This window comes from Micromonospora sp. NPDC049060 (genome assembly GCF_040649055.1).
In the GTDB taxonomy this organism is placed as follows: Bacteria; Actinomycetota; Actinomycetes; order Mycobacteriales; family Micromonosporaceae; genus Micromonospora; species Micromonospora reichwaldensis.
Window position 1 is genome coordinate 88,214 of the sequence record NZ_JBEZEV010000009.1, and the last position, 13,566, is coordinate 101,779.

Annotated in this window: 7 protein-coding genes; 3 read left to right on the top strand and 4 right to left on the bottom strand. The window is 73.2% G+C overall.

The genetic code is table 11. From position 1 onward, the window contains the following. Positions 1 to 133 precede the first annotated feature (133 nt). The gene (locus tag AB0B83_RS06680) at positions 134 to 967 is read left to right on the top strand and encodes an SGNH/GDSL hydrolase family protein (RefSeq protein WP_357577318.1); all 834 of its coding nucleotides are present in this window, start codon (positions 134 to 136) and stop codon (positions 965 to 967) included. A gap of 165 nt (positions 968 to 1,132) precedes the next feature. Here AB0B83_RS06680 and AB0B83_RS06685 read toward each other — a convergent pair whose 3' ends face one another. The 3 genes from AB0B83_RS06685 to AB0B83_RS06695 form a co-directional block, all read right to left on the bottom strand. After that, positions 1,133 to 2,029, bottom strand: a complete 897-nt coding sequence (locus tag AB0B83_RS06685) for an NAD(P)-binding domain-containing protein (protein WP_357577319.1) — start codon at positions 2,027 to 2,029, stop codon at positions 1,133 to 1,135. A 111-nt stretch (positions 2,030 to 2,140) separates the two neighbouring features. After that, entirely contained in the window at positions 2,141 to 2,782 is a 642-nt protein-coding gene (gene wrbA / locus AB0B83_RS06690) for an NAD(P)H:quinone oxidoreductase (protein WP_357577320.1), read from the bottom strand. Between the two features lie 49 nt (positions 2,783 to 2,831). Continuing rightward, positions 2,832 to 6,101: a BTAD domain-containing putative transcriptional regulator gene (locus tag AB0B83_RS06695; RefSeq protein WP_357577338.1), complete on the bottom strand. Its 3,270-nt coding sequence runs from the start codon at positions 6,099 to 6,101 to the stop codon at positions 2,832 to 2,834. 220 nt (positions 6,102 to 6,321) lie between these two features. Between AB0B83_RS06695 and AB0B83_RS06700 the strand changes: the two genes are divergently transcribed. Continuing rightward, positions 6,322 to 7,485, top strand: coding sequence for an MFS transporter (locus AB0B83_RS06700; protein ID WP_357577321.1), 1,164 nt, complete (start codon positions 6,322 to 6,324; stop codon positions 7,483 to 7,485). Positions 7,486 to 7,560: 75 nt separating this feature from the next. Here AB0B83_RS06700 and AB0B83_RS06705 read toward each other — a convergent pair whose 3' ends face one another. After that, a complete protein-coding gene (locus tag AB0B83_RS06705) occupies positions 7,561 to 9,864 on the bottom strand; it encodes an HAD-IC family P-type ATPase (protein ID WP_357577322.1) in 2,304 nt (767 codons plus the stop codon). Between the two features lie 300 nt (positions 9,865 to 10,164). On the opposite strand from AB0B83_RS06705, the gene AB0B83_RS06710 reads away from it, so the two are divergent. Further along, entirely contained in the window at positions 10,165 to 13,212 is a 3,048-nt protein-coding gene (locus AB0B83_RS06710) for a patatin-like protein (protein WP_357577323.1), read from the top strand. Positions 13,213 to 13,566 lie beyond the last annotated feature (354 nt).

A 13,566-nucleotide genomic window follows, 5' to 3' on the forward strand; every position in this document is an offset into this window, starting at 1 on the left:
GCGGGCCCGGCCCCCGCGCCGAGCCCACCCCTCAGTTCCACCCGATCGCCACATCGAGTCGATCTGCATCTATCCCTAAACATCGATGTAGTGCTATTAATCGTTCACCAACCGGTGGACCTTGGAGGGGTACATGACCAGATCCCGAACGCTGAGCCTGCTCGCAGGCGTCCTCTCCGCGACACTCGCGGTACTGGGGCTGGCCAGCCCGGCGCAGGCCGCCGGCCACCACTACGTGGCGCTCGGCGACTCGTACGCCTCAGGTGTCGGCGCCGGCAGCTACACCACGGAGAGCGGCGCCTGCAAGCGCAGCACCAAGGCGTTCTCCGCCCTCTGGGCGGCGGCCAACGCGCCGGCCTCCTACAAGTCGGTGGCCTGCGGCGGCGCGAAGACGACCGATGTGATCAACTCCCAGGTCGCCGCGCTCAGCGCACAGACCACCCTGGTCAGCATCACCATCGGCGGCAACGACGCCGGGTTCGGCACCATCATGAGCACCTGCGCCCTCCAGGGCTCCAGCGCCTGCATCGCCGCGGTGGACGCGGCCCAGGTCCAGGCCCGGGCGAACCTCCCCGGCCTGCTCGACCGGGCCTACGCCGCGATCCGCAGCAAGGCCCCGAACGCGAAGGTCGTGGTGCTGAGCTACCCGGTCTTCTACCAGCTCGGCACGGTCTGCCTCGGCATCGGCGAGGCGGCCCGCGCGAAGGTCAACGAGGGCATCAACCTGGCCGACAGCCTGATCGCCGCCGCCGCGGCCCGCGCCGGGTTCACCTTCGCCGACGTACGCAGCATCTTCGTCGGGCACCAGATCTGCAGCGGCAACAAGTGGATCCACGCCGTCGACATCCTGAACCTGTCGAACTCGTACCACCCGATGGCGACCGGGCAGTCCCTCGGTTACCTCCCCGTGTTCACCCAGGCGGTCGGCCAGTCCGCCACCGCCAAGAAGGCCGGCGCCAAGGCGTAGCCGCGAGGTCTCCGGTTCGGGCCTGTTCCCGCCGAACAGCCCCCTACCGGAGACCTCACCCCATCCCGGCGTCCGGACGCCCCCGCCCAGGCCGTGGACGCACGCCCTACGTGGAACGACGCCGCGCGGGCTGTGGCGTCTCCCCCGGCCCCTGGGAAGCCGCCGTCAGGACTTCGCCAACAGCTCGAACAGGCTCGAGAATCCCTGAGCGCCGAAGCCGTCAGCGATCCGGCGGTCCATCAGGCCCTTGACCTCCCGCATCCGCACGGCCTCCACGCCGATGGATTCCCGATGGCTGATCAGGTCGTCCATCAGCGCGGCCTGGACGTTGAGCGGGCCGAGATCCGGTGGGTACTCGCCGGCCCCGACCGCGTTGCCGATCGACGTCAACAGCGGTGGCAGCGCGGCCACGTTCTTGGCGGCACGCTCCGCGAACTCCGCCACGTCGACCCCTTCCGCCTGCACCAGCCTGAGCGTGTGCAGGAACCCGATGAGGATCTCGTAGCCCACCGCGACCTGCGCCATGAACTCGACGGCGGCCGAGCCCGCCTCCTCCCCGTGGTAGACGACGGTGCCCAACTCCCGCAGCATCGGCCCGTGCGCCTCGAAGGCGGTACGGGAACCGCTGAACGGGAACATGACGTGCGGCGTACCGACGTAGGGCGGATCTCCCATGATCTTGCCGTCGAGGTACTCGGCGCCGCGCGCTCTCGCCCAGCGATCGTTGGCCCGTGCCTGCTGAGGCGAGCCGCTCGTCAGGTTCACCAGGACCTTGCCCGCGACTGCGGCGTCCACGGAGCTGAGCACCTCGTCGACCGCTGCGCCGTCGAGCAGACACACCACGACGAGCGGGCTCGCGGCCGCCGCCTCCGCGGCGGTCGCGGCGGCCGTGGCGCCGGCGTCGACCAGCGGCAGGGCCTTGCTCGCGGTCCGGTTCCAGACCGTCGTACGGTGTCCGCGGTCGAGGAACGTCCTGGCGATCGCCGATCCCATGTCGCCGAGGCCGAGCACGGTGACCTGGCTGGCCCGGTTGGTCGGATCGGCTGTGGTCGTTGTCAGCATGATTTCCCCTCGTCTCTCACCCAGGTGGTAGTGGTGCGTCAGGAGGCGCGAGCCCTTCGTCGCCACGTACGGTCTCGTCCCGCACGCCGTACTGCTGCCGTCGCCGGGCTGCTAGCCGGGCTGGCGCTCCGCGCGGGCGGCGGCGACGGCGGCTGCCATGCGGGTGAGGCGCGCACCCTGGAAGCGGGCCGTGTCGAGGACGGCCCGGGCGTACCCGGGATCCCGGCCGGCGCGGCTCTCCACGAGGCTGACGCCGTACGGGTTTCCGCCGGCGGCGTGCGCGGTGTCGTAGTTCAGGTAGCCGGTGGGCAGGACGACCGCTCCCCAGTGGTGGAAGGTCTGGTAGAGGCTGAGCAGGGTCGCCTCCTGCCCACCGTGCTCCTCGTAGGTGGCGGTGAAGCCGGTCGCCGGCTTGTCGGCCAGTTCCTCCGCCTGCCAGGGGGCGGTCGTGGTGTCGAGGAACTGGCGCAGCTGGGAGCAGACGTTCCCGAACCGGGTCGGCGTGCCGAAGGCGTACCCGTCGGCCCACCGGAGGTCGTCCAGGGTGGCGAGCGGGACATCGGCGGTGGCGTCGAGGTGGGCCCGCCACTGCGGTCTGGCATCGACGACCTGCTCCGGCGCCAACTCGGCCACCCGGCGCAGGCGGACCTCCGCGCCGGCGTCGGCCGCGCCGTCGACGAACGCCTGCGCGAGCCGGTGCACGGTGCCGGTGGCGGAGTAGTAGATGACGGCGATCCTGGCATCGGTCTGCACGGTTGCCTCCTGGCTCGGCTCGGTTCTCGGTCAACCGTGCCGGGCAGGCTTACCGTCCGCTGACCGTCGCCTGACCGAGGCCGCTGAGCGCCGCGTCGTCGAGGTCGAGCTGCGCGCCATGGCTCATCTCGGCAGCGAGTTCCCCGCCGCCGAGCGCCTCCCGGAGGCGGCCGGTCACGCGCTGGACGTCGTGCCGTTCGCCGGGGGGCAGCGGCGCTCCGGCGGCCTCGCGCAGCGTGCGGGCCGCGCCGAGCAGCCGCGCGGCACGGCGCGGGTCACCGCCGAGGCCGGCGGCCCCGGCCAGCCCTTCGAGGGCCAGGGCGACCGCCCGGTGGTCTCCGGCGGCGCGCGCCGCGTCGAGCGACTCACGGTGGCGGCGCTCGGCGCGGACGGCGTCGCCCCGGTGCTCCGCGATGAACCCCAACTCGGCCAGCGCGAGCGCGCAGCCCGGCAGATAGCCGGCGTGCCGGTTCCAGTCGAGCAGGTCGTGCTGCTGGGCCTCGGCGGCGTCGAGGTCGCCCCGCCGTCGCGCGATCATCGCCAGGCCCGTGCCGGCGAAGGCGGCGGCGGAGCGGCTCGACTGTTCCCGCGCGACCTGTAGCGCGCGGTCGTGACTGGCGGCGGCCTCGTCGAGATCACCGCGCAACAGGGCGAGCCGGCCGATGCAGGCCAGCTGCCGCGACACCGACGTCCACAGCCGCAGGTGCTCGGCGGTGCGCAGCGCCTCCCGGTAGTGCGCGGCGGCCAGGTCGTAGTCGCCGTGGATCTCGGCCAGGGTCCCCAACAGGCTCGTCGGATGCACCTGTCCCCAGCTGTCGCCGAGCTGCCCGAACAGCGACCGGCTGGTCTCGCAGTCACGCTGCGCGGCGGGCAGGTCGCTGCGGTGTACGAGCGCGAGGTCCGCCCGGGTGGCGCAGGCGGCAGCGATGCCCCACTGGTCCCCGTCGGCGCGGAACGCCGCCAGCGCCGCGTCGACGAGGTCGGCGGCCTCCCCCGGATCTCCGGAGCCGAGCATCATGGAGGCGAACAACCACTGCGCGAACGCCTTCTCCGGCCCGTCGGCGTCCCGGTAGCGCTCCAGGATCCGCTGCCGGGGGGCGGTCGGGTCACCGTCACGGGTGGCGAGGGCGGTCAGCCACATGTCCGCATGGCGCCGCAGGGTGTCCGGTGCGGCGTCGTCCGCGCTGCCCGGAACGATGTCCAACGCCGTCCGCAGGGACCGGCTCATCTCCCCGAACCGGCCCCGCAGCAGCCGGTACCAGCACAACGAGGTGGCGAGCGCCAAGCCCACGCGGGCCTGACCGTCGGTGGCGGCGACGTCGAGTGCCGCCCGGAGGTTCGCGTTCTCGGCGTCGAGCTCGCGCAGCGCGCGACTCTGCTCGCGACCACGTAGCCGCCGGGCGGCCTGCTCGGCGAGACGCGCGAAACACGCGGCGTGACGACGGCGGGTCGCGGGCAGTTCGCCGGCGCGGTCGAGCTGTTCGAGACCGTACGCGGCCACCGTCTCCGGCAGCCGGTAGCGTCGCGGGCTCTCGCCGTGCCGCACCATGACCAGCGAGCGGTCGATCAGGCGTGCCAGCACGTCGAGGACCTCCTCCGACGCCACCTGCCCGCCCGGGCACACCTGCTCGGCGGCAGCCAGGGTGGCGCCGTCGGCGAAGACCGCCAGCCGGCGCAGCACCGCGCGTTCGGGAGCCGACAGCAACTCCCAACTCCAGTCGATCATGGCGCGCAGCCCCTGCTGACGGGCGGGCGCGGTGCGCCGGCCGGACGACAGCAGCCGGAAACGGTCGTCGAGCCGCGCCGCCAGCTCGCCCGGGTCGAGAACGGGCAGCCGGGACGCGGCCAGTTCCAGCGCCAGCGGTACGCCGTCGAGGCGCCGGCAGACGGTGGCGATCGTGTCCGTGTTCCGCGCGTCGACCGTGAACCCCGGCTCGGTGGCGCGGGCGCGGGCGGCGAAGAGCCGGACCGCCGGGGCGTCGGCGATCTGCTCCGCCGTGGCTCCGGGCTCCGGCAGGGCCAGCGGCGGCACCGGAAGGACCACCTCGCCGGGGATCCCGAGCGGTTCGCGGCTCGTCGCCAGGATGCGCAGGTCGGCCGCGGCGCCGAGCAGGCTCTCGGTCAGTTCGGCGATCGGCGCCACCACGTGTTCGCAGTTGTCGAGCAGCAGCAGCATCCGCCGGTCCCGCAGCGCGGCGACCAGCCGGTCCATCGGCTCGCGTGGTCGCTCACCGGGCAGGCCGGGCGGGCTGTCGTCCCGGATCTCCAGAGTCGCCGCCAACAGCTCGACGAGCTCGGTGCAGGTCGCCTGGCCGCCGCAGTGCGGCTGGCCCGCCAGCTCGACGAGCCAGGCCCCGGCGGGGAACGTGTCGGCCAGCACCCGGGCGGCCTCGAGCGCCAACCGGCTCTTCCCCACCCCGCCCATCCCGGTCAGGGTCACCAGCCGCTCGCTCGTGAGCCGCTCCCGTACCGCCTCGACGGCCGTCTCACGCCCGATCAGTCCGCCGTACGGGCCGGGTGACACAGGGGCCGGCAGGTTGGTCCGGGCCGGAGTCGACGGCGGTGCCGGCGGCCGCAGGGCGGGGTCCTGGCGCAGGATCGCCCGATGCAGCTCGGCCAACTCCCGGCCGGGATCGATGCCGAGTTCGTCGCGCACCTGCCGACGGAACTGCTCGTACGTGGACAGGGCTTCACGCTGCCGTCCCGAGCCGTACAGGGCGCGCAGGTGCGCGGCCCGTAGCCGCTCACGCCACGGATGGCGTGCGACCAGGTCGGCCAGCTCACCGGCGAGCAGGTGGTGCTCGCCGAGATCGAGCCGGGCCTCGGCCAGGTCCTCCAGCGCGGCCAGGCGCTGTTCGTCGAGCCGCTCGGCCGCCTGGCGCACGAACCGCTCGTCCCTGAAGTCGGCGTACGGGGAACCACGCCACAGCGACAGGGCTTCCGTCAGCGTCGCCGCCCGCCCCGCCGGCTCCCGCTGCGCGCGCGAACGCCCCACCAGCGCGGCGAAGCGACAGGCGTCGACCGACTCCGGCGACGCCCGCAGCCGGTAGCCGGCATCGCCGGACTCGACCAGCGCACGGCCACCCGCCTCACCCGTCTCCAGCGCGCGGCGCAACTGCGACACCTTGGTCTGGAGTGCCCCGAGCGCCTTGCCCGGCGCCTCGTCACCCCAGAGATCCTCGATCAGCCGGTCGGCGGAGACCGGGCGTCCCTCGTGCACCAGCAGGTCAGCCAGGAGAGCACGAACCTTCAGGCCGGGCACGGTGACGTCTCTGCCGTCCGACGTCCAGACCGCGATCCCGCCCAGCACCCCGAACATCACGACTTCACACTAGCCAGTCGACGGTCCCGCCCCGCGAACGTCCGCCGGCCGTCGGCCCGCCCACCGGGTCGCGGCGCCGACGCGTACGTCAGCCGGCCGTCAGCCGGTGGTGAGCGACCCCGGGGAGGCTGATCCGAGCCGACACCGGAGGAATGAGATGGATCGTCTGCAAGAGCCCCGGGCCGCTCACGGTCACCGGCCGTTCGCACCAGGGCGGGTGGCCACACCCTGGCTCGCCCTGCTGGCCGGCCCGCTGTCGTACGGGATCGCCGCACCGGCCCTGCTCCTCGACGACGTGGCGCGCGCGACGCGTACCGACGAACAGGCCGCGGCCGCCGGCGTGACGGCCTTCGGCTGGGGGATCGCGTTGGGGACGCCGCTGTTGGCGGCGCTGCTGGCCCGGCGCGGCGTACGGGCGGTCCTGACCGTCTCGGCCGTGCTGCTGGGCGCGGGGACGCTCCTGCTCGTGCTGGTGCCGAGCGTGCCGGCGTTGGTCGCCGGCGCGGCGGTGCAGGCACTGGGGTCCGCCGGTCTCACCGTGACGGCGATGAAGCTGGCCGACTCGGCCCGGCAGATGGGGGTTGTCACCGCGTCGCTGGCGGTCGTCGGGGCCACCGGCCCGCTGACCGGCGCGCTGGTCGCCGACATCTCCTCGTGGCAGGCGGCGCTGGCGTTGCCGCTGCTGGCGGTGCTCGCCGTGCCCGCGGCTCGCCGCGGCACCACCTCGCCGGACGCGGCGCCGGTGTCGTTCGACCCCCTCGGCATGGTTCTGTTGTCCATGCTGGTCACCGCGGCCGTCCTCATTCCGCACCGACCGCTGGTGGCCGGCCCGGCCACCGTCGCGCTGCTGCTCGCGCTGGTGGCCTGGATCAGGATCCGTCCGGACGGCTTCCTGCCCGCCGCGGTGGCACGCAACGGCCGGTTCCTCGCGGCGTGCGCGTCGGCCTTCGCGCTGGGGGTGGTGAACTTCGCCCTGCTCTACGCCGCGCCGGACCTGCTGCGGGAGCACGCGGGATGGGACGGCACCCGCAGCGGAATCGTGCTGCTGGCGCCGTACCTGCTCGGCGGCTTCTGCTCCGGGTTCCTCGTCGCGGCGTCCGTGCGGGTGCCCCGCCGCGTCGCGGCCGCCGCGTTGCTCGTCACCGGCGCCGCCGCGCCGCTGCTGGCGGCGGTCACCACCGCCGTACCGCTGCTGCTCGCGGCGATGGCGCTCGGCTCGCTGGCCGCCGCGACCGGCCAGGGAGTACTCGCCCTGCGAGCGACCGACGTCGTAGCCGCCTCGCGTCGGGCCGAGGCCCTGGGTCTGTTCAATCTCGCCTACCTGCTCAGCGTCGCGTTCGGACCGGCGATCGCCGTGACGCTCGCGCACCCCGCCGCCTGAGCACCCGCGTTCCGCTGCGGGCCTGCCCGGACCGCCCTGGCTGGCCTCGTCCTCCGACGTCAGGAGGCAGTTCGCTCAGCCGACCCTCGTCAGCCAGCGGTCGAGTCGCAGCAGCACGACGAGGACGGCGGCGCCGAGCACGGCGAGCCCCAGCCCGGCGAGGGTGTCGCGCGGTTCGGGGAAGGTGAGGTCGGCGATCTGCCGCAGTCCGGGCAGCACGGCCACGGCCGCGAAGCAGCCGGCCATCACCGCCAACAGGCCAAGCCGCCACCGGGTGTACGGCCGGGCGATGACGACGAGTGCCGCGAACGCGACGAGGAACAGGGTGAGCGTGGCGGTGGAACGGTCCGCCCGCAGGCTCGACGCCGTGTTGAACCGGGCGACGGCGTACGCGGCGAACGTCGTGGAAGCGGCCACGACACCGGCGGGAACGGCGAACCGCAGGACGCGGGGAACGAAACCCGGCCGCGCCCGTCCGCTGTTCGGAGCGAGCGCGAGGAAGAAGCCGGGCACGCCGATCGTCAGGGTCCCGACGATGGTGATGTGCCGGGGCAGGAACGGAAACGGCACCTGGGCGATGCCTACGAGCAGCGCGAGCAGCGCCGCGTACACGGTCTTGGTGAGGAACAGGTTCGCGACATGTTCGATGTTGGCCAGCACCCGGCGTCCCTCGGCGAGCACGTGCGGCAGCGCGGTGAAGTTGTCGCCGAGGAGGACCACCTGCGCGACCGCCCGGGTGGCCGGGCTACCGGAGCCCATGGCGACGCCCAGGTCGGAGTCCTTGAGCGCCAGCGCGTCGTTGACCCCGTCGCCCGTCATCGCCACGGTGCGACCCCGCGCGTGCAGGGCGGCCACGAACTCCCGCTTCCGTTGCGGTGTCGCCCGGCCGAAGACGGTGTGGCCGGCGACGGCGTCGGCGAGCGCGTCCGGCTCCTGCGGCAGCGAGCGCGCGTCGACTGGCGCATCAGCCGACGGGATGCCGACCTGCCGCGCGATCGCGCCCACCGCGGCCGGATCGTCGCCGGAGATCACCTTCACGTCGACGCCCTGCGCGGCGAAGTACCGGACCATGTCCGGGGCGTCGGCCCGTACCCGCTGTTCGAGAACGACGAGGGCGGCGGTCCTGCGGTCGCGGCTGGTCAGCGTGGCCGACCGCACGAGGGCCAGCACCCGTCGACCCGTCGCGGCAAGACCCTGGGCCTCGCGTCGGGCCGGGTCGTCGTCGGGCAGCAGGACGTCGGGCGCACCGACGAGCCAGGTGCCGTGCTCCGGGAAGGACGCGCCCGAGAACTTGCGTGCCGAGGAGAACGGCACGGTCTCGCCCGCGTGCCAGCCGTCGGCGGAGAGGCTGTCTCCGATGGCCCGCATGGTCTGGTTCGGCTTCGCCTCCGCGCGGGCGAGCGCCGCGAGCGCCGCCCGTGCGACACCTGGGGAAACGCCGTCGTACGGCAGCACCTCGCGCAACGCCATGCCGGGCTCGGTGAGCGTGCCGGTCTTGTCGATGCAGAGCGTGTCGACGCGGGCCAGCACCTCCACCGCCGGCAGTTCCTGCACGAGGCACCGGCGCCGGCCGAGCCGGATCACACCCACCGCGAAGGCGACGCTCGTCATCAGCACGAGCCCTTCGGGGATCATCGGCACGACTCCCGCGACGCTGCCCACCACGGCGTCGGAGACGCTGGCCCCGCTGGTGAACAGCCGCACGACCAGCAGCCCGCCGATCGGCACGATGATCCAGGTGACCAGCCGGAGCAACCGGTTGATGGCCGTCATGAGTTCGGAGTCCGTCAACTCGAAGCGGCTGGCCTCGGCGGCGAGCCGAGCCGCGTACGCCTTCTCGCCGACCCCGGTCGCCGCGAGCAGGCAACTGCCCGCGGCCACGAAGGTGCCCGACCGCACCTGGTCGCCGCGCCGCTTCTCGACCGGATCCGACTCGCCGGTCAACAGCGACTCGTCGATCTCGACCCCGTCGGCCTCCCGGACCACCCCGTCCACCGGCACCTTCTCCCCGGGCCCCAGCAGCACGAGGTCGTCGACGACCACCTCACCCGGCCGGATCGGAACCTCACGGCCGTCGCGCAGGACACGCACCGGCGCCTCGGTGAGCAGGGTGAGCCGGTCCAGGGTCCGCTTCGCCCGCAGTTCCTGGACCACACCGACTGCGCTGTTGACCACGACCACCGAGCCGAAGAGCGCGTCGACCGGCTGGCCGAAGACCAGGATCAGACCGCAGAGCACCGCGATGATCGCGTTGAACCGCGTCAGCAGATTGGCGCGCAGGATCTGGCCGAACGTGCGGCTGCTCCGGCGGGCCGTCGTGTTGACCGAGCCCCTCGCGACCCGCTCGGCGACCTGCGCACCTGTCAGCCCCTGGTGCACGTGCCACGCCCCACGTCAGGCCACCATTCCTGTTCCGGCGCATGAGCCGAGGCGTGCGCCCTCGACGACGTCCGATGGCACGACCAACGAGCCCGACCCGAATCCGGATACGTGGCCGTGCTTCACGGAACGGCCGACCCGACATACCATGTCGGACATGTACGGACGATCCGCCCGAATGATCATGCCCCCGCCTGCCCTCACCGCCGGGTAGCAGTGGCGCAGACAGGCGAGGACCGGGAGCCGCCGCGGCCGGCGTCCTCCAGCGACAGAGCCGACCGGCAGGACATCCGCCTTGCCGTGGTGATGACTGGTGGAGTCAGCCTTGCGGTGTGGATCAGCGGCGTCACCCTCGAGGTCGCCCGCCTGGCCGCGGCACGCACGGACCCGGAGTCGCCGTACGCGTCGCTGCTGGATCTGCTCCGGGCGGACGTTCGCGTCGACGTCATCTCGGGCACCTCGGCGGGCGGTCTCAACGGCGCCTTCCTCGCGCTGGGCCTGGCCAGGGGCGGGGACCTGTCCGTCATGCGGGACCTGTGGCACGAGCACGGCAGCCTGGACCGGTTGTTGCGCGACCCGTTGACGCGCCGTCCACGATCGCTGCTGAAGGGGGACGACTACTTCCTTCCGAAGGTGCGGGACGCGCTGGAGAAGGTCGTCTCGACCACCGGATCGCCAGCGGGCCGGACCGACGATGAACGGGTGCCGATCGAGCTGGTGCTGACCGGGACGCTCTGGCAGGGCAGGTCCACGACGTTCACCGACGACCTGGGTGTCGGGATCACCGAGACCGATCACGACGCCACCTTCCGGTTCGCCGACCTCCGGGCCGGCTACCGTGACGGCCGACCGGTCGGTGGGGACCTCGCCGCCGATGCCGTACTCGACGAGTTGGCCGCCGCGGCGCGGTGCACGTCGTCGTTCCCGGGTGCGTTCGAGCCGCACTTCGTGCGGGTGCGCCCCGGAGATCCCGGCAGCGACCTGCGGTGGGAGTCCGCGGCGGGTCGATCGAACTTCCGCGACGCGCAGCACGTGGTGGACGGCGGAGTGCTGCTCAACAAGCCGATCCGCCCGGCCCTGGAGGCGGTGTACCGGCAGACCGCCGGCTTCCAGGTGCGCCGGGTTCTCGCGTACGTCGCCCCGGATCCGGGCGAGCAACTCTGCCCCTCCCCCGCGGCCGACCCGCCGCCCGCCCCGCACGCGGACGCCGCCGGCCCGGGGATGCCGCTCCCGTCGGCCCGCGAGGTGCTGCTCGGAGTCCTCACCCGACTGCGGGCCACCGACTCCGTATCCCGGGAACTCACCGAGATCCGCAGCCGCAACACCACCGTGCGAATGCGCCGCCGGGCCCGGGACCGGTTCGCGACGGCGATGATCGGCGTCGCCGAGCAGCTTTCCGACGGGGCGTGGCCGGCGTACCTGGAGGTGCGCGTCGAGAACGCGGCCACCACGATCGCTCCCCTGCTGGCGATGGGGCAGCGCGGCCGACCCGCCGAGCAGTGGAGCGGGCACGAACTGCTCGCCGCGCTTCGGCGGCAACGGCTGTCGTTCGTCCCCGATGGCCCTCTCGCGGAGGCGCTCGGGAGAACCGGCGCCGGCTGGGACTGGGGGCAGACCACCGTCCAGCGCCTGGCGGACATGACCGTCGACCTGCTCAAACGATCGGTGTGGCTGGCCCACCTCGGTACGCCGGAGCGAACGAGGATCGTGCGCTGCCGCGAACAGGCGGCCGCCACCCTGGAGGAGATCCACGCAGACCGCAACGACCTCAACCGCTACTGGTCCACCGCACCGACGGGACCGGCGCAGTACGGCATCGATCCGATGCCCAGGCGCCAGGGCTCGCTGAACCGGACGGCCGACAACCTGCCCGAGCTCGAACGCTGGCTCACCACAGCGTTGGCGGCGTGGGACGCCCTGCCCGTACCCGGTGACGGCGTGCGCCGAGCCCGCCTTCACCGACAAGCCCTCGACCTGGCCCGGAGCCTTCGCGAGGTCGCCCCCGCCCTGCGGGCGGTCAGCGCGGTAGGCAACGACGTGCTCGATCCGGATGGCGAGTGGACGGAGCGGCTCACCGCACTCCACCGGTTCCTCGTCCCGGTGCGGCCCGCCGACGAGACCGTCCTGCGGAACATGTTGCGGCTCGACGTCGTACAGCTCGCCTTCACCAGCGCCAGTCAGGACCCGGAGCAGGAGGTGGAGCTCGCCAAGGTCTCCTCGCTGCACCCGGACCTGCTGACCGGCATCCAGCTGCACCACTTCGGCGCCTTCTACCGCGGCTCGTGGCGCCTCAACGACTGGCTGCACGGCCGCATGGACGCCGTCGAGCAGCTCATCCGGATCCTGCTGGCACCGGAGCGGCTACGGCAGTGCCTGCTGGCGCCCGGATCAGCGACCTGCGCCGGGCCCCGGCCGGCCCAGGCCGAGGCGGTGGACCGGCTGATGGAGGCGTTCGAGCGGTGCGCGGTTCCCGACGGATCGCCGGACCGCGGGTGGCTGGCCGACCAGTGGGCGCGGGACCGCGCGGCGTGCGAACGCGAGGCGCAGCAGATCCTCGGCAACCCCGACGCCCGATCGTTGAGCGCCTGCACCAGGGCCATCGCCCGACCGATCCAGACCTCGGTGCTCCGAGAGGACCTGCCCGGCCTCGCCGCCGCCGTACGCGCCGAGGGCGCCGATCGGGCCAGGACGAGCACCGCCTGGCTGGCGTCCTTCGACGCCGCCGACCGGAAGGCCGGCCGGGAGATGCCGGCCCAGGATCTGTGGCGGCTGTGGAACGAGGCGGCCCAGATCGGTGGCGAACGCATCGATGGTGACATCGGCAGCGACACCTTCGCCCGAACCACGTCGCACACCGCCACCGTCCTCGCCAACGTCGCCGGCGACACGGCGCGCACCAGGCCGCTGGCCGTGGTGCTCTCCGCCTTCCGCGGCTACGCACTCGCCGTCTGGGCGATGGTCGCCCTGCTCACCCGCCGCAGCGCGATGGGCACGCGGGCGGTGGAGATCGCCGTCGCGGCCGGCGCCGTGCTGCTGGCCGTGTCCCTGCTGGTGCCCGCGGTGCCGATCGCGCTGACCCTGCTCGCGGTCCTCCTGCTACTGGCCGGGTTCTCGGCCGCCGCCCTGCTCTCGCCCCGGACCAGGCCGGTCGGCGTGCGCCTGGTCGCAGCGACGCTCGTCGCGCTGCTCGCACTGGGCGGGATGCTCTGGTGGGACTGGTACCGCAACGGCACGGCGTTGATCTGGAGCCTGTCGATCAAGCTCGGGGTCACGCTCCTCATCGTCCTGCTCGGCTGGTGGGTCGCCCGCGCCCAGCCCCGGCGCGCCAGCCGCAGCACCCGCAGGTAGGCCAGCGGCCGACGACCGGCTCCCATGCGGTACGCATCAGCACCGTCTCCGGCAGCCGGGAAGTCGCCCACCAACGCATCGGCTGGACCCGGACCTACTGCTCGGGATGCCCGACTTGTCATGTCAGAGATCCAATTCTCCGCCCTGGTGTCCGTCGGCGGCGGATCCGCACGTGGGACGCTGTCGAGCTGATGTCGCAGACGACTCACCGCGGTCTGGTGCACAGTGGCCCGGACGACGCCTGATGTCACAGACGACTCAGCTCGACAGCGTCGTCCGACCCTCCCGCCCGCGGACCGGCTCGGCGGCCACCAGCGCCGCACGCAGCGCAGACGAGCTCGGTGGCGTTCGGCC

Coding starts and splice junctions, on each gene's coding strand:
- AB0B83_RS06680 (WP_357577318.1), top strand. CDS start 134: ATGACCAGATCCCGAACGCTGAGCCTGCTCGCAGGCGTCCTCTCCGCG.
- AB0B83_RS06685 (WP_357577319.1), bottom strand. CDS start 2,029: ATGCTGACAACGACCACAGCCGATCCGACCAACCGGGCCAGCCAGGTC.
- AB0B83_RS06695 (WP_357577338.1), bottom strand. CDS start 6,101: ATGTTCGGGGTGCTGGGCGGGATCGCGGTCTGGACGTCGGACGGCAGA.